Source organism: Pseudoalteromonas sp. HL-AS1 (assembly GCF_031198785.1).
Classification (GTDB): Bacteria; Pseudomonadota; Gammaproteobacteria; order Enterobacterales; family Alteromonadaceae; genus Pseudoalteromonas; species Pseudoalteromonas distincta.
Genome location: NZ_CP133569.1, coordinates 41,230 through 60,262 on the forward strand (window position 1 = coordinate 41,230; position 19,033 = coordinate 60,262).

A 19,033-nucleotide genomic window follows, 5' to 3' on the forward strand; every position below is an offset into this window, starting at 1 on the left:
GGCGAAGTTAAACTGTCACAAAACAAAGACCCGTTTGGGTTGTATGGTTAAGTGACTAAGCGTACACGGTGGATGCCTTGGCAGTTGGAGGCGATGAAGGACGTATTAACTTGCGATAAGCCTAGTCAAGCTAGTAAAAAGCGCTTGAGACTAGGATTTCCGAATGGGGAAACCCACCTGCTTGCAGGTATCGTTAACTGAATACATAGGTTAACGAGGCGAACGCGGAGAACTGAAACATCTAAGTACCCGTAGGAAAAGAAATCAACCGAGATTCCGAAAGTAGCGGCGAGCGAAATCGGAACAGCCCTTAAGCTTATTATGTGTTAATGGAAGGCTCTGGAAAGTGCCACGATACAGGGTGATAGTCCCGTACATGAAAAGATATTTTAAGTGAAATCGAGTAGGTCGGAGCACGTGAAACTTTGACTGAATATAGGTGGACCATCATCTAAGGCTAAATACTCCCAACTGACCGATAGTGAACCAGTACCGTGAGGGAAAGGCGAAAAGAACCCCTGTGAGGGGAGTGAAATAGAACCTGAAACCGTGTACGTACAAGCAGTAGGAGCCCACTTGTTGGGTGACTGCGTACCTTTTGTATAATGGGTCAGCGACTTATATTTTGTAGCGAGGTTAACCGAATAGGGTAGCCGTAGGGAAACCGAGTCTTAACTGGGCGACTAGTTGCAAGGTATAGACCCGAAACCCGGTGATCTAGCCATGGGCAGGTTGAAGGTTGAGTAACATCAACTGGAGGACCGAACCCACTAACGTTGAAAAGTTAGGGGATGACCTGTGGCTAGGAGTGAAAGGCTAATCAAACCGGGAGATAGCTGGTTCTCCCCGAAATCTATTTAGGTAGAGCCTCGGACGAATACTTACGGGGGTAGAGCACTGTTAAGGCTAGGGGGTCATCCCGACTTACCAACCCTTTGCAAACTCCGAATACCGTAAAGTAATATCCGGGAGACACACGGCGGGTGCTAACGTCCGTCGTGAAGAGGGAAACAACCCAGACCGCCAGCTAAGGTCCCAAAGTCATAGTTAAGTGGGAAACGATGTGGAAAGGCCCAGACAGCCAGGAGGTTGGCTTAGAAGCAGCCATCCTTTAAAGAAAGCGTAATAGCTCACTGGTCGAGTCGGTCTGCGCGGAAGATGTAACGGGGCTAAACTATGCACCGAAGCTGCGGATTCAGAATTTATTCTGAGTGGTAGGGGAGCGTTCTGTAAGCGGTTGAAGGTGTACCGGGAGGTATGCTGGACGTATCAGAAGTGCGAATGCTGACATGAGTAACGATAATGGGAGTGAAAAACTCCCACGCCGGAAGACCAAGGGTTCCTATCCCATGTTAATCAGGGTAGGGTAAGTCGACCCCTAAGGCGAGGCCGAAAGGCGTAGTCGATGGGAAACAGATTAATATTTCTGTACTCGATATAATTGCGATGGGGGGACGGAGCAGGCTAAGCAAGCATAGCGTTGGTAGTCTATGTGAAAGTGAGTAGGGCGTTTGTTTAGGTAAATCCGGACAAACATTAAACCTGAGACACGAGACGAGTCACTACGGTGATGAAGTTGCTGATGCCATACTTCCAGGAAAAGCCTCTAAGCTTCAGATTATATGGAATCGTACCCCAAACCGACACAGGTGGTCAGGTAGAGAATACTAAGGCGCTTGAGAGAACTCGGGTGAAGGAACTAGGCAAAATCGTACCGTAACTTCGGGAGAAGGTACGCTCCTATCTGTGATGAGACTTGCTCTCTAAGCGGACGGGAGCCGCAGTGACCAGGTGGCTGGGACTGTTTATTAAAAACACAGCACTGTGCAAAATCGCAAGATGACGTATACGGTGTGACACCTGCCCGGTGCCGGAAGGTTAATTGATGGGGTTATCCTTAGGGAGAAGCTCTTGATCGAAGCCCCGGTAAACGGCGGCCGTAACTATAACGGTCCTAAGGTAGCGAAATTCCTTGTCGGGTAAGTTCCGACCTGCACGAATGGTGTAACCATGGCCACGCTGTCTCCACCCGAGACTCAGTGAAATTGAAATCGCAGTGAAGATGCTGTGTACCCGCGGCTAGACGGAAAGACCCCGTGAACCTTTACTACAGCTTGGCACTGAACATTGAACCTACATGTGTAGGATAGGTGGGAGACTTTGAAGCAGCGACGCTAGTTGTTGTGGAGTCGTCCTTGAAATACCACCCTTGTAGTTTTGATGTTCTAACGTTGGCCCCTGAATCGGGGTTACGGACAGTGCCTGGTGGGTAGTTTGACTGGGGCGGTCTCCTCCTAAAGAGTAACGGAGGAGCACGAAGGTTGGCTAAGTACGGTCGGACATCGTACGGTTAGTGTAATGGTAGAAGCCAGCTTAACTGCGAGACAGACACGTCGAGCAGGTACGAAAGTAGGTCATAGTGATCCGGTGGTTCTGAATGGAAGGGCCATCGCTCAACGGATAAAAGGTACTCCGGGGATAACAGGCTGATACCGCCCAAGAGTTCATATCGACGGCGGTGTTTGGCACCTCGATGTCGGCTCATCACATCCTGGGGCTGAAGTCGGTCCCAAGGGTATGGCTGTTCGCCATTTAAAGTGGTACGCGAGCTGGGTTTAGAACGTCGTGAGACAGTTCGGTCCCTATCTGCCGTGGGCGTTTGAGAATTGAGAGGGGTTGCTCCTAGTACGAGAGGACCGGAGTGAACGAACCGCTGGTGTTCGGGTTGTCATGCCAATGGCATTGCCCGGTAGCTACGTTCGGAACTGATAAGCGCTGAAAGCATCTAAGCGCGAAGCAGGCCTCGAGATGAGTTCTCACTAGACTTTTAAAGTCTCTGAAGGGCCGTTGAAGACTACAACGTTGATAGGCAAGATGTGGAAGTGGTGTGAGCCATTAAGCTAACTTGTACTAATTACCCGTGAGGCTTAACCATACAACGCCAAACGCGTTTTATGCGACAGTTTGACAGAAGTTAATATAACTAAAGTAGAAATTACTTAAAAAGACTTAAAAAATATTATCAGATATTTTCCAAATTCAAGAGGTGACTCTTAGCGCGTAGCGTTAACATTGAGGCACCTTGCGCAAAGAAAATGGTAGCACTACGTGCTTGTCATTAATTCTTTGCACCTAATTTGCTTGGTGACAATAGCGTTTTGGACCCACCTGACTCCATGCCGAACTCAGTAGTGAAACGAAACAGCGCCGATGATAGTGTAGCATTTGCTATGTGAAAGTAGGACATTACCAGGCTTCAAATTGTAGAGAGCCCGACTAGAAATAGTCGGGCTTTTTTACGTCTGCAGAAAAGTGAAAATAAAAGCGGTAGCCAGAGCCCATACCAAACTCAGTAGTGAAACAAAACAGCTCGAAGGCGAGCCCCACGGAAGGCCACCCCGACACAAAGAGAGTGTAGCATTTCACTGTGACTTTCTACCGCTGTGGGCACTACGACATCACCAGGCTTCAAATTGTAGAGAGCCCGACTAAAAATAGTTGGGCTTTTTTACGTCTGCAGAAAATGAAATGCGGATAATTAATGCGCACTTATTCAACATCCATCACGTAGGTCGGGTGAGCGCAGCGACTCCCGACACTAAGATCACCGTAAGTACCTTTTTATAAAGAGGTACTTCAATTCGAACCTCATTATATAGCTTCATATTTTCACTAAATCATACACTGATTATAGAGATGTTCGTTTCTTCTCACTTTGTTGCAATTTCATTCTTGGTTTAATAAGTGACCTGTGTAAAACTACCTTAGTTAATTTAGTAAATCAGGTGACATGAATGTCGAATATTAAAGCTTGGAAACTTATAAGCCTGTTTTGTTTGTTCGCAGTGCTTATGGGTTGTCAATCTAAAGAAGAGCAGCTGCAACAAACAATTCAAGAGTCTATTAAAAAAGCAGATACAGAGCTGTCACAGCTTGGTACTGCGCTTGATAATGGGAATGTGCGCAATGCTGTATTACTTAAAGAATATGGCGAGCTCCTTAAAAAACAACAACCAGAGCTTACAAAAGTTGTTGATGTAATTACCCTTGATGCAACGCGCCGAGGCGCACTTTATAGTGGTTTAACACAGCGACTTAAAGATATTAAAGGAACTTACTTAATTCCTCCTTACGAAGATACGTTGTATAGTATTGATTTGTTGCGTGATGCGTCTAAACCTACGCTATTTTCTGATGCGTTAACCGATCCTATTAATATGCTAGCTGATATGTCCAAAGGCACTTTAGCGCGTGTAGGCGCAATTAGTAAGCAAGCTGAAGGTGAGGGTGTTGGTAACCAAATGGTAGGTAACCCTAACTATGGTAACTGGCAAACAAATAGTAATGGTATTAGCTTTTGGCAATGGTACGGCATGTACCGTATTTTAGGCGATGTATTTGACCGTGTTGAATATGGAAGTTGGAGCAAACGCCGAAAGTATAGTTATTACAATGACTATGGCCGTTCGCGTTATTCAAGCCCTAAACAAATTAAAACCCAAAGCGCGCTAGAAACACGCACGCGCCAAACATACCAACGCCAAGGTAAGCAGTTTACAAGCCCTTATGCGAGTAAAAAAACAGGTGCATCCGGTTTAAGCCGTAGTAGTTATACGCCACCAAAAAGCCGCAGTAGTTATTCTCGTTCGAGCAGTTATAGCAATAGCTCAGGATCGGTGCGTGATAGCGGTAGCAGAACCTCTCGTGGCGTGAGCCGTGGTAAGTAAAAGAATAAAGTTGGAGTTAGAATAATATGTATGAATTTAATGGAATAACTATGTGGTCGCTACAAGCATTGGCGATTGATTTTGCAATTATTGTTTTATTATTTGTAAGCCTTAAATATATAAAAGGTTGGGTTTCAAACTTACACGCAAATGATGAAATAACAGAGCGTGATAACTTTGCTTTTGGTATTAGCTTTGCCGCTGGTTTAGTGGCACTGGCGATTGTATTAACAGGTGTAAGTAGTGGTGCTTTTGCTGCAACATTGCAACAAGAAGCACTGCAAATGTTAGCTTACGGCGCATTAGCAATTGTACTTATTAAGTTGGGTCACTTTTTTCAAGATAAAGTAGCGCTTCGTAAAGTAAGCCTGCACGACGAAATAGTTAAAGGTAACGTTACAGCTTCAATAATTGATTTTGGTCATGTTGTTAGCGTTGCAATAGTTATTCGCTCAGCACTTTTATGGGTGGCTACTGATGGCTGGCATGGTCTTCCAATTGTAATTGCTGCCTTTATTATAGGTAGTGTTGTATTACTACTTGTTAGCCAGTACCGAGTGCAGTTATTTAAGCGTACAAACAAAAGTGGCGACTGCCTACAACAAGCAATTGTTGATGGTAACTTAGCTGTGGGTATTCGTTACGCTGGATTTTTAATAGGTAGTGCATTAGCTATTACAGCTGCAACGGGTGTTGCGCCATACGCTGCTGATAACATTAATGCGAGTTTACTATACTGGGCTATTAGCGCTGTTGTGAGCCTTGTCGCATTTATTATTTTGCACTTAGTGACAATTAAAATAATTTTATCTGGTTGCGATATTTCCGATGAAGTTAATCGTCAAAAAAATGTAGGTGTAGCAGCTATTTCTGCAGCAGTATCATTTGCTGTAGGTATCACTATGGCAACCTTACTAGGCGCATAATCAGTGTCATCAACCAACACTCCCCCAAGTAAGTCTCGCTTACTTGGGCACGATATATTACTAATTACTGTTATGGCCGTGCTTGCTGGGTGCGGCCTTATTTATGAATACTTACTCTCTCATTATGCGGGCCGTGTACTTGGCTCAGTAGAAAGCGCTATTTACGCCATGATCGGTACTATGATTGTAGCAATGGGCTTAGGCGCTTTTTTAGCGCGTTGGTTTAAAGATGCATTTACCGCTTTTGCTTGGCTAGAAAGCATTATTGCTTTGGTTGGCATGGGCTGCATTTTAGCGATAGCGGGTGTAATAGCTGTAAGTTATTCTCTTCCTCATTTATTTTCGAGCATTTTTAATTTACCCCCAGATGTTGTACTTAATGGTTACGTATTTCAAAAGCTACAAGAGTGGTCACGTTTTCTACCTTATGTTTTTGGTTTAATACTGGGCTTATTTATTGGTATGGAAATACCGCTTATAGCGCGCATTCGTCAGCACGTTTATGGCCGTTTTTTAGAAAACAACGCAGGGACTATTTATGGTGCCGATTATATTGGTGCTGGTATTGGTGCCGCCATTTGGGTAAGCATCATGCTCTCAATGCCTATAATGCAAGCTGCAGCGTGGACGGCGTTATTTAACATCATCGCAGGGCTTGCATTTTTATGGCGTTACCATACCCATGTGCGCTTTGCTAAGGCACTTTTAGTTTGCCATATAGTACTGTTGGCATTGTTTGGCTTTATTTTAGTATTTGGCAGTAGCTGGATGAACAACCTAAGTAATGTTTTATACAAAGATAAAGTAATTTATTCGCAAGCAACCAAATACCAGCACGTAGTTTTAACCGAAAGGTTAAGCAAAAACCAACCTCAGCCAATCACCGATTTATATTTAAATGGGCGTTTGCAGTTCTCAAGTATTGATGAGCAAATATATCATTCAATGCTGGTTTATCCTGCAATGCTTGCCTCTAACAGACACGACCGTGTATTAATAATTGGTGGTGGTGACGGGCTAGCTCTAAGAGATGTTTTAAAATGGCCAGTGAGTGAAGTAACGCTAATAGATTTAGATGCGCAGCTTCTCAATTTATTTGGTCATAAAGACGGTGACTTTACGCCGCCAGAGCACATCAATAAGCGATTACTACAGCTAAACAATAAATCGATGCAAGACTCGCGAGCCAACATAATTGTGGGTGATGCATTTTTAGAAGTTGAAAAACTGCTTGATCAATCTAAGCAGTTCGACACCATCTTAATTGATTTACCGGACCCAAATCACCCTGATCTAAATAAAATGTACAGTGACTACTTTTATAATCATGTACGTCAGTTATTAGCACCCGATGGCGCAATGGCGGTTCAATCAACCTCACCTTATCATGCTAAAAAAGCATTTTTAAGCATTGCTAAAACAGTTAAAGCCGCAGGGTTTGAGTATGTTGAGCAGTATCAGCAAAACATACCTTCGTTTGGGCAGTGGGGCTGGACGATAGCCACTAAAATGGGTCAATCGGCCAGTGGCCGTATTAATGATGCGACAGCTATGCCTGTGCCATCAAGGTGGATTAGTAAAGAATATTTATTGGCAAGCTTTGTATTTCCTAACCACTACTTTGAACAAGTTAAAAGTATTGAGGTCAATAGGTTAGGATCTGGTCAGTTGTATGATTACTACCGCACTGCATGGCAAATAGAAAGCGAATTGTATAAAAACTAACAAAACATGGTTGACATAATATGTCGGCCGTGAGAATCTTAACTCAGACATAATATGTCAAACGACAAAAGGCAGAGACATGGAATTAAATGAACTTTCAATAAAATTAGCTTCTTTTGAAACTGAAGGCGCTAACTTTGAGTCTTTCTTGATTGCCAACCCAGGCGAGCAAGATGTTTTACAAGTCATTGTTGATGGAAATGATGAACTTCCAATTTTTGTTACACAAACGCAAGAGCAGTTGTTATGTATTAGCTACTTGTTTGACGAAGATGAAGTTAAGAGTGAATTACGCAACGAGTTAAACGAAACATTACTACGTTTAAACGTGCCAATTCCACTGAGTGCATTTGCTAAAATCGATAACAAATACGCGATTTTTGGTGCACTGTCGGTAAATTCATCATTAGATGACGTTACCCACGAACTAGTGACATTAGCCGATAACGCTATCGATGCACTAGAAGCCGTGACCTTGTATTTAAACGATTAATAGCCAGTTAGTGGAGTTAAGATTATGAGTATTTTAAAAAAATTATTTACAGCAGTACGTGGCGGCGCTCGTGAAGCAGGCGAAGCAATTGTAGACAAAAATGGCATCCGTATTTTTGAGCAAGAAATTGCAGACGCGCAAAATGCACTTCACCGCGCTAAAAAAAGCCTTACAGAAGTAATGGCTAAAGAAATGCAAACTAAGCGTAAAATTAGCGCTGTAGATGCATCAATCGCGGAACACGAAGCGTATGCAGGCCAAGCGCTTGAAAAGGGTAACGAAGCGTTAGCATTAGAAATTGCAGAAAAAATTGGTGACTTTGAAGCTGAAAAAGCCGAAAACGAGCAAGTATTATCTGGCTTTAGTAACCATATTGTTGCGCTTAAGCAGCAAGTTAAAGATGCTGAAAAATCAATTAAAGAGAATCAGCGCCAGCTTACAATGGTAAAAACCACTGAAAGCGTACAGCAAGCAACAATGGCTGTTAACAGCACGCTTAATACAAACAGCTCGTCTATGACATCGGCTCGTCAATCGCTTGAACGCATTAAACAGCGTCAACAAGATCGTAGCGACCAGCTAGGTGCTGCAAAGCAACTTGAGTCAGACGTAAATGGCGATGACTTAAAAGCAAAAATGGCTGAAGCAGGCATTGGCGACACAAGTCCAAAAAGTGCTGATATTTTAGCTCGCATCAAAGCGAAGCAAAATAGCTAACCATTACGTTTATACTTTAAAAAGGTAACCGAGTTTTGCTCAGTTACCTTTTTTGCTTAGAAGGCAGCCTTCCTATGTTTAATTTTTTCAAATCTAAAAAAGAGCCAGAGCGTCAGCTTAATCATCCGAGCGAGCTTAAAAAAGGCGACATGTTTAGTGTTATCGACTCATTTGCTTATCCGGCATGGTTAAAAGGTGAAACGCTACGTGTTACTGATATTCAGACTTACCAATATCAGCACAGCAGCGATACTGAATTTGTACTTGAGACAAATAGCGGCCAAGTTGTATTTTTACAAATTGAGCAAGATGACGGCGAAGAGTGGGCTAACTTTTCTATTAAAATTCAGCGAAACGAAGTTGAAGAGATATTTGGCCTTGATGAATTTGCGCGTATTTTTGATGAAGAGTCGTTAACCCACATTACAGTGCAAAATACACCAGAGCGCTTTATGCAGTTTTTAGCTAAAAGTTATCAACAAAGCGAGTCGCCTTATGTGTGTTATTTCCATAATAAAGATTACCGCAATCAAACATTGCCTCGCTATGAGCAAGAAGGTGGTGAACCATGCGAAATGATTTGTTTAGCGTCAGATAATGAAGGCTTTGGTTTAAATATCGAAATTTGGGATGGCGGCGAAACCGATGTATCGCTAACGCTCATGCGTCCAATGTCAGACATTGTAGACTTGTTTCCCGGAGACGCTAAGTGAGTGATGCTAAAGACAAGTGGTTACGTCAGGAACAAGCTGTACGTGCCACACAAATGGCATTTGATCTAAGCAGCGAAGTTCAAAAACTGATAAAAAAGCAGGCAATTGATCAAGAGCTAACGCCGTCAGATATGATCCGAAAAATACTTGGCTTAGACGTAAAGTCTAAAAAAACGCGTCAACGTTTATCGTTTAACTTAAATGATGATGAAATAGCGCAACTAGCCAGTCGCTTTGATGTACAAAGCGATGATAAGCGAGCCGTAAAGCAACAAGTAGCTGATTTATTAATAGCTCACACTAAAAATAAAAAAGTGAAATAATTTAATTAGGTTTTTATGAATATTGTTTTAATTGCTTACTTAATTATTTTTGCGTTGTTTGGTACTGCGGCGAGTTATTTTGTACGTTTTATTTATGCATATTGGGTGCTTAAAACAATGCCCATGAAGTACATTATAAAAGCGGGTATTTGCGTGGTACTGGTGGTTGTAATTTCAGCGTTAATTCCGTATTTAGGTTAACGCTGAGATTAAATTATACGCGACCGTTTTTATTTTATATCAAACGACTGGCATTGGTGATTAATACACAGCGATTGCACTTCAAGTACTGGTGAACAATCGGTTAAGCCTTGTGCTTTATTTTGTATTTTTTCTTGTTTTGTTATTTGTTGAGCAAGCTGTTCTGCTTCTTCTTGATATGTGTTCAGCGTTGAATAAACAGCATACTTACTCGGTCCGCCGCATGCGCGGGCGCCCACTTCAAGTACTTTGCACTGAAAACTTGCGGTGCAGCTGTTATTACTCACCATGTTACTAAGATCATAGTTTAAGTCAGACAAGTTTTTACTTTGCTCATTTGACGTCACAGTACTAGCACAACCACTTAGTAATAAAATGCTGCTAGCAATGCTTAAAATTGATAGTTTAATTGCCGATGGTAAACAACTCATAACGTTATCCTTAAAATGCACTTACCGCTGAACCTTCAAGTTTAACACATTTATTTTCAACACACTGCGTGCTTGGCGTTGTTAAATGCTGACAAATGCTCATCATCCCTTTTTGTGAATTATAGTTACTTTCAAGCTTAGTAATTTTATCGCTAAGGGCTGCTACTTGTTTTTCAGACGCTGATTTTGTTGAGTACACAATAAAGCTGCTTGGCCCACCACATGCGCGACTGCCTACTGCACTTATTCTGCATTGAGTGCTGGTATCACATTGCGTATCTGTAATTAGCGTATTTAATTCGGCTTTAGCTGTTTTTATATCGTCTATTGAAACGTTTTTTAAATCGTTTATTGAAACGCTTTCAGAAATTACATTATTTTTTGTATTTTCTTGTAATTGAGTGTTTTCTTTTAGCTTTTGCAGCTCTTGCTTTGGCGCTTCAGTTTCTGAGGTTATTGTTACTTGCTGCGTTTCAGTTGGCGTTTTATCTAAGCATGCAGTTAAACAAAGTGGTAAAAGTATGGCTAACAATGGGGTACGCATAACAAACCTTGATAGTGATGAAATATTCATCACTATCATACACGGTGCATTTTTTACGGCAATAAAAACTATATTATCAAGTAATTAAAGCCGTGAAAAATATCGTTTATTAAAGTCCACCCTGCGTTAGTTTGGTGGGATTAAGTAGCTTTTCGAGTTCACTGCGTGGTAAATCGGTTTCTTGTTCGGCTACATCAATAATAGGGCGGGCTTCATTATAAGCCTGCTTTGCTATTTTTGCTGCTTTTTCATAACCGATCACCGGATTGAGCGCAGTCACTAAAATTGGATTTTTAGCGAGTGCTTTATCTATATTAGGCTTGTTTACTTTAAAGCTGGCAATGGCTTTATCGCCCAATGCTTGTGCGCTATTGGCAAGTAATTCTATGCTTTGCAAAATATTATAAGCAATGACTGGCAGCATAACGTTTAGCTCAAAATTACCCGCTTGGCCTGCTACTGTAATGGTCGCGTCGTTACCGATTACTTGTGCGCTTACCATGGCTGCGGCTTCTGGTATTACTGGGTTTACTTTACCTGGCATAATAGACGAGCCCGGTTGAAGTGCTTCTAGCTCTATTTCGCCTAAGCCCGCAAGTGGCCCTGAGTTCATCCAACGTAGGTCGTTCGCTATTTTCATTTGTGCTACAGCGAATACTTTTAATTGCCCCGAAAGCGCTACTATGGCGTCTTGTGAGCCGATGTTATAAAAAAAGTTACTACTAGGCGTAAATCTAATGCCTACATTGGCACTCAGGTTTTCTGCAAATTTGGCTGCAAACTTAGGGTCTGCATTTATTCCTGTTCCAACAGCTGTACCGCCTTGTGCAAGTTCGCATACACGCTCTAGGCTATGTCTAATTCCTGCTGCGGCATGATTAACTTGTGACTGCCATGCACTTAGTGTTTGATCAAATGTAACAGGCATTGCATCCATTAAATGCGTACGGCCCGTTTTAACTATATGGCCTATCTCAGCTTTTTTCTTTTCTAGGCTTTGCGATAAGTTTTCAAGCGAAGGAAGTAATTCATACACTACATTTATTGCGCTACTGAGTGCGATAGCAGTAGGGACTACATCGTTAGAGCTTTGCCCCATGTTTACATCATCATTAGGGTGAATGCTTTCATTGCCTATCCGGCTAGCAAGCGTTGCAATAACTTCGTTGGCATTCATATTTGAGCTTGTGCCAGAACCTGTTTGAAAAATATCAACGGGAAAATGCTCAACATGTTCACCATCAATAATACTTTGGCAAGCTTGCTCAATAGCATTTGCTTTGTCTTTACTTAAATGGCCAAGCTCGCAGTTACTTTGCGCAGCGGCTTGTTTTATATAAGCCAGTGCAGTGATAAATTGCTTTGGCATAGATAAGCCACTAATGGCAAAATTATTAACCGCTCGTTGTGTTTGCGCCTGATAAAGCGCATCAGTAGGTACTTGTAGCTCGCCCATGCTGTCTGATTCTGTTCTAAAGTTGATCATAAGTGTGCTCCTTAAAAAGGGTTGAATTCGTGACTAAGAATACGAGCTTCACGCTCAAGTATTAAAAATTGTGCAGTATTGTTATGCACCTTATAAAACCGTTTTAATGCTAATAATGGTTTGTATAGCTGCTCTAAACATTGTTTACGAATAGCATTATGTATAAGAGGGTCGCACATTTTGTTCATAATTTCATGGTGTGTGCGCCTAAGATAAAACTCTTGAAGCAAGGGATTATGTTGTTGCTCAAATTTTTTGGCGACGTTAAGGGCGGTTTCTATGTAGTCGGCAACGAGCATGGGTGCATGCAGGCCAGGTCTTAAGCAATGACAAGAGAGTTCTTGATGGTAACGATGCTGGGCATAATTTGAAGACATAAAAAAACCGACTCAAGTTAACGATAATAGTTATCATTACATTTAATCGGTTTCAGTGTAAACAGTTATTATAAAAATTATTTGCGATACTAATTTGAGTATTAATTGTAGCCAAGAATAAATATCTGATCTGTTTCATGTTTGGTCATCGCCTGTTGATTATGTTTAGGGTGCGAAAGTAAATCGATTACTGTAGCTCTCATATCAACGGCGTAACTATGATCGTCGGTGGTTTTTTCGGTTATAGCAATGGCCGCGTCTACAGCGGTATAAGGGGGTATATGCATAATTTTATCCTTTGAAATTTAATATAAGTTAAACCCTTTAGTGGGTTAACAATATAAAAGCATATTACGTACCAACCATAATGAGCCAGCTCAACCATATGATAGTTATAGTATTTAAAAATTACCTTTTTTTCATCACGACAAAATAAGCTAAATTTGCTTTACTGTTGTGCATTAATCTACAATTTTGGTGCACAGTAATGACAAAGCCATTTTCACAAGCCTGTGAAAACAATAAAACCCCTATTTTAGAGCAATTAAAGGACGTATTAAAAAATACTAAAACAGTACTCGAAGTCGGATCAGGAACAGGCCAGCATAGTGTGTTTTTTGCAGAGCAATTACCACATTTACAATGGCATACAAGTGATCGCGCTATAAACCACGAAGGGATTAATTTATGGCACCGCGAAGCTAATTTAACTAATTTACATGCACCACTTGAGCTTGATTTAAATAATGAATGGCCTGTAGATAAGGTTGACGCTATTTATACTGCAAACACATTTCATATTGTAAGTTGGCAATTAGTTGAACGTTTTTTTGACGGTGTTAAACGTCACTTAAATAGCGACGGTATGTTGTGTATTTACGGACCATTTAAGTACCTTGGTGAATTTACCAGCCCAAGTAATGATGACTTTAGTGCCTTTTTAACAGAGCGCGATCCTTTAAGTGGAATAAGAGATTTTGAAGCAGTTGAACAACTAGCTAAGCAAGCAGGGCTTACGCTTATTAGCGATACTGCCATGCCTGCAAATAATCAGTTACTCGTTTTTAAACGGCAGTAATGAGCTACATTGCTCTTTATATATATCAATATGGCCGCGTTCACGCTTTAAGTAGTCGCTTATTGCATTACTAAAGTCGCCATCAACAATATGGTGAGCAGAGTAGGTAAGTACGGGTTCAAATCCGCGTGCTATTTTGTGCTCACCTTGTGCTCCCGAATGAAAGCAGCTGAGTTTATGCTTTATTGCAAACTCAATACCTTGGTAATAGCACAACTCAAAGTGAAGCGAATCTACTTCCTCACTTGCTCCCCAGTAGCGCCCATAAAGTGTATTCTCACCTACTAAACTAAGTGTTGCAGCAATCACGCTGTCGTCTTTTTTGGCCAGCATAATAACGAGGTTATTAGCCATTAATGCATGTAAAAGCGTAAAAAACTCCATATTTAAATAACCCAAATGACCAGATCGCTTTAAGTAGGTACGCTGATAAAACTCACAAAACAATTGCATTATCTCGGGCGTAATTTGCGTTCCTTGCAGCCATTCAATATCAATATTTTGTTGCGCTATTTTAGCTCGCTCTTTTTTAAGTGACTTACGTTTTCGTGAGTTAAGTATTTGCAAGAAATCGTCAAAGGTTTCAAAACCTTTATTAAACCACTGAAATTGCACACCCACTCTTAGCATGGCATGTTGCTCAGTTAATGATGTTGCTTGGGCTTGGTCGCAAAAATTAACATGCCACCCCGACCACCTTTGATCAGCACTGTGTATGCTAAGTTGCTCTGTAATGTACTGATACACCGCATTAGGGTTAGCGTGCTCGATAGCAATACGCTTGCCTTCAATAGGGCTAAAGGGAATGCCAGATAGCCATTTGGGATAATATTCTAAACCGTGTTTTTCGTATGCCTCAGCCCATGCCCAGTCAAATACGTACTCGCCGTATGAATGACTTTTTAAATACCCAGGTGCAAGCGCAATGAGCGTATCATCTTCAAAAATAGCGAGGTGATGGGGCTGCCAACCGCTTTTTTGTGTTACGCATTGGCTTTGTTCAAGGGCATATAAAAAAGCATGTTGAGTAAATGGTTCATCACCAAATAAACGTTGCCACTGCGCCTGATCAATCTCATTAATACTGCTAAACCATTGGTGCGAAAACGTTCCCATGACTACTTACCTTGTAGTTGTTCTAAGCTGTTCTACGTTTTTAATAAACGTACTAATTTGCTTTTTAAGCTCGGTAAAATGAGGATTATAAGTTAAGCGTTGTAAAGCCGGATAGTGTTTTAAGTTGGCGCTTGTTCGCTCTCCTAGTTGTGGATTTTTTGTTGTTTTACATGTCTTGTACAGGGACTCGTCGTTAATAAAGCTGCCACAATTACGATAGGTTGCGTTAATTCCATAATGTGGATTTTGCGGTGAGTTAACAATAGCAATATGCGACATACCATGAACTTTTTTACACTGAGGCGTTGTGCATTGCGGATTATTTACTGTGTAGTCACTAGCAAAGTCTGGCGGTAAAATATCAGTGCTTCCATAAAGTACTAAAGTATCGAGCGGCTTATATTCTACTGAATTATCTTTGTGTAACGCACTTAATAATTTTAGCGTGGCACGCGTATCTATCGTGGTATCAATATCGCTAAGTACACTAAAAATAGGTAATTTAAGTGCAGGGCGTTTGTTTAAGCTACTTACTCTTGCAAGTGACATTGCATCGTACGAAGCGGCAGCTGCATTTAAAGGAAATGATTCATACTTAGCAAAGTCTACATCGGCGTCTTTATCTATCCAATTAACAAAGGGTATGGCATCAATCCACTTTGCTATCCAGCCGTACTTATTATGTGCCTCGGAGCCTGGCGAATAAAGCATAAGCGCTTTAATTTTGGGCGAAATAGTGTGCTTGGTTGCGTAATCAATAAGTAACGCTGCGCCGGTAGAGTAACCTGCGAGTATCACCTCATCAAAGTCTTGCACCGAGCGTTTAATACAGTATTGTATTGCCTGTTGCCATTGGCTAACCTCTACATTGAGTAATGCACTTGCGGCGCTTCCATGTCCTGGTAATAAAATAGTACGCACAGTATAGCCTTGTTGATAATACACTTGTGCTAAATCGTGATACGTAAATGGTGAGTCAGTTAGCCCGTGAATTAGTAGTGCAACTTTATTGCTGTTTGGATGCGTAAGCTCAAAAGGGGCAATAATATCTGCAATAGTAGGGTCAGGTTTTCGCGTACCTTGTGTTACTAATTGCTGGTACGTTTGTGTAATAACAGGGCATGGCATATCTGCACGTGGATTGGTTTTATTTATATGTTTATATGCAAAATCTAAGTAATCGTTAAATGGTAAAAGTGCGTGGTAATTAAAGCGCTGGTGGTTGTGCTCTTTTTCAAAGCGTAATAAGCCTTGTTGCTTACTTTTTGTTATAAATTTAAAGTCGCTCGCCTGCGATATACAGTTTTGAGCGACAGCAATATGCGAAAAAACACTTAAAACAAAACCAAAAGCGACTCTTAAAACTATTCTTAAAATTAAACCACTATTGTTCATTAACTTCTGCATATTGGACAAGACACTCGGTTAGCTTAATGAGTTCAAGCGGTTTTGCAAGGTGCTGGTTAAATCCAACGGCTTGTGCATGTGCTTTATCCTCTGGCATAACGTCGGCAGTTAAAGCAATAATCGGGAGCTCTTGTTCAGTTTTAAACTGGCGGATCAGTGCCGTTGCTCTATAGCCATCCATTACAGGCATTTGGCAATCCATAAGCACTAAGTCAAAATGCTGCTTTTTAACTATATCAACGGCCAGTTCGCCATTTTCTACTATATACGGCACAATTCCTAACGAGCCAAGCATCGCTTTAATAACCATTTGATTTACTGGGTTATCCTCTGCGACCAAAATATCTAGCGAAGTAATATTAGTATTATCAAATGTAATAACATGTTCTTTTTTAGGTTCTGTTGTTTCTAATCGCATTGAAAATGTAAAAGTAGAGCCTTTATTTATTTCACTTTTAAGTGTTATATCAGCCCCCATTAATTGGCTTAACTCTTTCGCTATGGTTAAGCCAAGGCCTGTACCACCAAACTGCCTTGAGGTAGAACTATCCGCTTGGGTAAATGCGTTAAATAATTTTTTATGTTGGCTTGGTTTTATACCTATGCCGGTATCACTAACGGTTATAACTAGCTGTACTTTATTGGCGGCAGTAAACTCTGTTTCTATGTTTAAAGTAACGCTGCCTTGGCTTGTAAATTTAATCGCGTTGCTACATAAATTAAGTAATATTTGCTCAATTCGCATAGGATCACCAATAAACCAGGTATCAACAGGTAGCTTTGAATTAACTTGCCATTTAATACCTTTGTTAACTGCGCTTTGCTCAAACATGTTGTTTATACGTGTTATTAAAGCACCTAAGTCGAATGCAATAGATTCAATAACTAACTTTTGGGATTCTATTTTTGATATATCAAGAATGTCATTAATTAAGTTTAATAAGCTTTTAGATGCTGAGTTTATTTTATCTAAATAGCCAATGAGTGTATTTGCATTGTCTGTTTCTCTAGCAAGTGAAGAAAAACCAATAACGGCGTTTAATGGTGTTCGTATTTCGTGGCTCATATTCGCTAAAAATTGGCTTTTAGCCTGATTAGCTAAATCGGACTGCTTCTTTGCTTGTGCGAGTGAGTGAGTACGCTCTGCAACTTGACGTGTAAGTGCGATTTGTTGCTGATTAAACAGCAGTAAAACCATTAAAATTAAAGAACATACGGCAACTTGAAGTATGAGTAATAATAAAGTTAGTTGACTATTATGTTGTGTTAAAAAGCTTTCTTTAAGGGCTAGTTTTACAATCCATTTTTGCCCTGCAAAGTCCACATCAAACGACATTAAGCGGCTGCCTTTAGCTTGCTGAACATTTTGAGAGTAATTACTATAAAACGGCGGAGTGTTTGTATCTTCGTATATACCAATCGAAAACATATCAGACTGTTCTTTAGAAATGGCCTGCTCAATAATACTACGCACTAAAAATACACCAGTGGCATAGCTTTTAATTGTTTTTTCATCACTATGCTGGGAGTACACAGGGGCAAATAATAAATAGGCTGGTTTAGGTTGTTTGGTTTGCACCAATTGAATTATTTTAGTTCCTACTGGCATGTACTTTATAGCGGGGTTAAGCAGAGAGCTTTTTCGATCAGGGTTTGAAAATACATTAAAGCCAATAGCTTTTTGATTACCATTAAAAGGAGCTATGTATTTTACTATAACAAGGGGATCGCTAGTTTCAAGAGGTTCGCCAACTACATCAATATCTAAATGATAAATGTTTGATATTTCTTGGGCAAAGACGTCGCGTTGATCTTGAGGTATTTTTGCGTTCCACGATAAGGCGTTAATAAATGCGTGCTGAGTTAGTAACTGGCTAGCATAAGAATAAAAATCTTGCTGGCTTAGCATGGGAGATGACTGTACCTGACTTGCTAGGCTCTGCACTGCAATAATACTACGATTTGTATATCTATAAAGGCTGTTTTCTATAACATGGACTTCACGTTCAGCAATTTTAATAGTGTTTATACGATTTTCTTGATCGTATAACTGCGTTGTTACCGCGACTGATAAAAATAAAATAGAGCATACTGCAATTGTCGGAAACGCCGATATATTATGTTGATTAGACTTTTGTGGTAATAAAGAAAGTAAAAGCGGAGTCGCAATTAATACTCCTAATGTATCACCAAGCCACCAGTAAGTAACATTCTTCCAATGATTATCAACACTGTAAACCGAGTTGAATTGGCTTAAGGCAAATACGCCAAAGTTAGCCGAAATTAAGCTGACCAATATTGCTATGACAAGGATAAAGTAAATTATATTCTTGCGCTTTTTAAAGCGCAGCGGGTGCCCAAGCCAATACTTTAAAAGAGCTGCGCCGACCATTGCCTGTATAACAACACCAAAGGCGATATACATAGCCTCGTTAAATGAGTTACCGACCAGGACTAGCTCATGAGCAGAACTGTCAAAAATATTAAGGTTAAAGGCAATTGCAGCTACAAATAAAGGCGGGATAAAGCGCCACCACCAAATATAACAACCGACTAGAGCTATGCCTGCAGGTAACCAAATTGGTATAATTTGCGAGTTAAAAGCAAGTTTAGTGAGTGCTATGCCGACTAAAAAATATGCTAAAGCAAACATGATGTAAAAAATAATGGAATGATTTTTAGAGTTAAAATTTTTCACATAAGGTCCAAGCAATTATTATTGTCGTTTTGAAATATCAGTATAGCTAACAGTAAGTTATTTTGGTTATT

The 19,033-nt window shown here is 40.7% G+C and carries 17 protein-coding genes and 2 rRNA genes; 11 read left to right on the forward strand and 8 right to left on the reverse strand.

From position 1 onward, the window contains the following. Positions 1-45: 45 nt before the first annotated feature. From RB214_RS00200 to RB214_RS00245, 10 genes are all read left to right on the forward strand, one after another. Positions 46-2,935: ribosomal RNA gene (locus tag RB214_RS00200) — 23S ribosomal RNA — on the forward strand. Between the two features lie 205 nt (positions 2,936-3,140). Next, positions 3,141-3,255, forward strand: a 5S ribosomal RNA gene (rrf, locus tag RB214_RS00205). A 539-nt stretch (positions 3,256-3,794) separates the two neighbouring features. Further along, positions 3,795-4,727: a CHAD domain-containing protein gene (locus RB214_RS00210; RefSeq protein WP_309167894.1), complete on the forward strand. Its 933-nt coding sequence runs from the start codon at positions 3,795-3,797 to the stop codon at positions 4,725-4,727. Between the two features lie 26 nt (positions 4,728-4,753). Further along, positions 4,754-5,653: a DUF350 domain-containing protein gene (locus RB214_RS00215; protein ID WP_024597420.1), complete on the forward strand. Its 900-nt coding sequence runs from the start codon at positions 4,754-4,756 to the stop codon at positions 5,651-5,653. Positions 5,654-5,656: 3 nt separating this feature from the next. Then, positions 5,657-7,378, forward strand: coding sequence for a polyamine aminopropyltransferase (locus RB214_RS00220; RefSeq protein WP_309167895.1), 1,722 nt, complete (start codon positions 5,657-5,659; stop codon positions 7,376-7,378). Between the two features lie 79 nt (positions 7,379-7,457). Continuing rightward, the gene (locus tag RB214_RS00225) at positions 7,458-7,871 is read left to right on the forward strand and encodes a YjfI family protein (protein WP_004335098.1); all 414 of its coding nucleotides are present in this window, start codon (positions 7,458-7,460) and stop codon (positions 7,869-7,871) included. Between the two features lie 24 nt (positions 7,872-7,895). Further along, on the forward strand, positions 7,896-8,588 hold the full coding sequence (locus tag RB214_RS00230) for a PspA/IM30 family protein (RefSeq protein WP_004335088.1): 693 nt from the start codon (positions 7,896-7,898) through the stop codon (positions 8,586-8,588). 74 nt (positions 8,589-8,662) lie between these two features. Further along, the gene (locus tag RB214_RS00235; RefSeq protein WP_024604733.1) at positions 8,663-9,301 is read left to right on the forward strand and encodes a hypothetical protein; all 639 of its coding nucleotides are present in this window, start codon (positions 8,663-8,665) and stop codon (positions 9,299-9,301) included. Further along, a complete protein-coding gene (locus tag RB214_RS00240; protein ID WP_010554828.1) occupies positions 9,298-9,624 on the forward strand; it encodes a hypothetical protein in 327 nt (108 codons plus the stop codon). Before RB214_RS00235 ends, RB214_RS00240 begins: the two co-directional genes overlap by 4 nt. 15 nt (positions 9,625-9,639) lie before the next feature. Further along, positions 9,640-9,825, forward strand: coding sequence for a hypothetical protein (locus RB214_RS00245; RefSeq protein ID WP_309167896.1), 186 nt, complete (start codon positions 9,640-9,642; stop codon positions 9,823-9,825). 29 nt (positions 9,826-9,854) lie between these two features. On the opposite strand, the gene RB214_RS00250 is transcribed toward RB214_RS00245, so the two are convergent. From RB214_RS00250 to RB214_RS00270, 5 genes are all read right to left on the reverse strand, one after another. Then, positions 9,855-10,256: a hypothetical protein gene (locus RB214_RS00250; RefSeq protein WP_309167897.1), complete on the reverse strand. Its 402-nt coding sequence runs from the start codon at positions 10,254-10,256 to the stop codon at positions 9,855-9,857. A gap of 10 nt (positions 10,257-10,266) precedes the next feature. Next, complete coding sequence (locus tag RB214_RS00255) at positions 10,267-10,800, reverse strand: hypothetical protein (RefSeq protein ID WP_309167898.1); 534 nt, start codon at positions 10,798-10,800, stop codon at positions 10,267-10,269. Between the two features lie 109 nt (positions 10,801-10,909). Further along, positions 10,910-12,286 carry a class II fumarate hydratase gene (locus RB214_RS00260; RefSeq protein ID WP_309167899.1) on the reverse strand — a complete coding sequence of 459 codons (1,377 nt, stop codon included), beginning with the start codon at positions 12,284-12,286 and terminating at the stop codon, positions 10,910-10,912. Positions 12,287-12,297: 11 nt separating this feature from the next. Further along, complete coding sequence (locus tag RB214_RS00265; protein ID WP_223231703.1) at positions 12,298-12,663, reverse strand: hypothetical protein; 366 nt, start codon at positions 12,661-12,663, stop codon at positions 12,298-12,300. 101 nt (positions 12,664-12,764) lie between these two features. Beyond that, entirely contained in the window at positions 12,765-12,950 is a 186-nt protein-coding gene (locus RB214_RS00270; RefSeq protein ID WP_010554833.1) for a hypothetical protein, read from the reverse strand. 200 nt (positions 12,951-13,150) lie between these two features. On the opposite strand from RB214_RS00270, the gene RB214_RS00275 reads away from it, so the two are divergent. Then, a complete protein-coding gene (locus RB214_RS00275; RefSeq protein WP_309167900.1) occupies positions 13,151-13,741 on the forward strand; it encodes a DUF938 domain-containing protein in 591 nt (196 codons plus the stop codon). Here the strand turns inward: RB214_RS00275 and RB214_RS00280 are convergent. From RB214_RS00280 to RB214_RS00290, 3 genes are read right to left on the reverse strand one after another with little or no spacing between them, the layout of a single operon-like run. Continuing rightward, the gene (locus RB214_RS00280) at positions 13,718-14,857 is read right to left on the reverse strand and encodes a GNAT family N-acetyltransferase (protein WP_309167901.1); all 1,140 of its coding nucleotides are present in this window, start codon (positions 14,855-14,857) and stop codon (positions 13,718-13,720) included. The two genes, RB214_RS00275 and RB214_RS00280, sit on opposite strands and share 24 nt — an antisense overlap. Positions 14,858-14,863: 6 nt before the next feature. Then, a complete protein-coding gene (locus RB214_RS00285; protein ID WP_309167902.1) occupies positions 14,864-16,252 on the reverse strand; it encodes an alpha/beta fold hydrolase in 1,389 nt (462 codons plus the stop codon). Further along, on the reverse strand, positions 16,242-18,962 hold the full coding sequence (locus RB214_RS00290) for an ATP-binding protein (protein ID WP_309167903.1): 2,721 nt from the start codon (positions 18,960-18,962) through the stop codon (positions 16,242-16,244). Before RB214_RS00290 ends, RB214_RS00285 begins: the two co-directional genes overlap by 11 nt. Positions 18,963-19,033 lie beyond the last annotated feature (71 nt).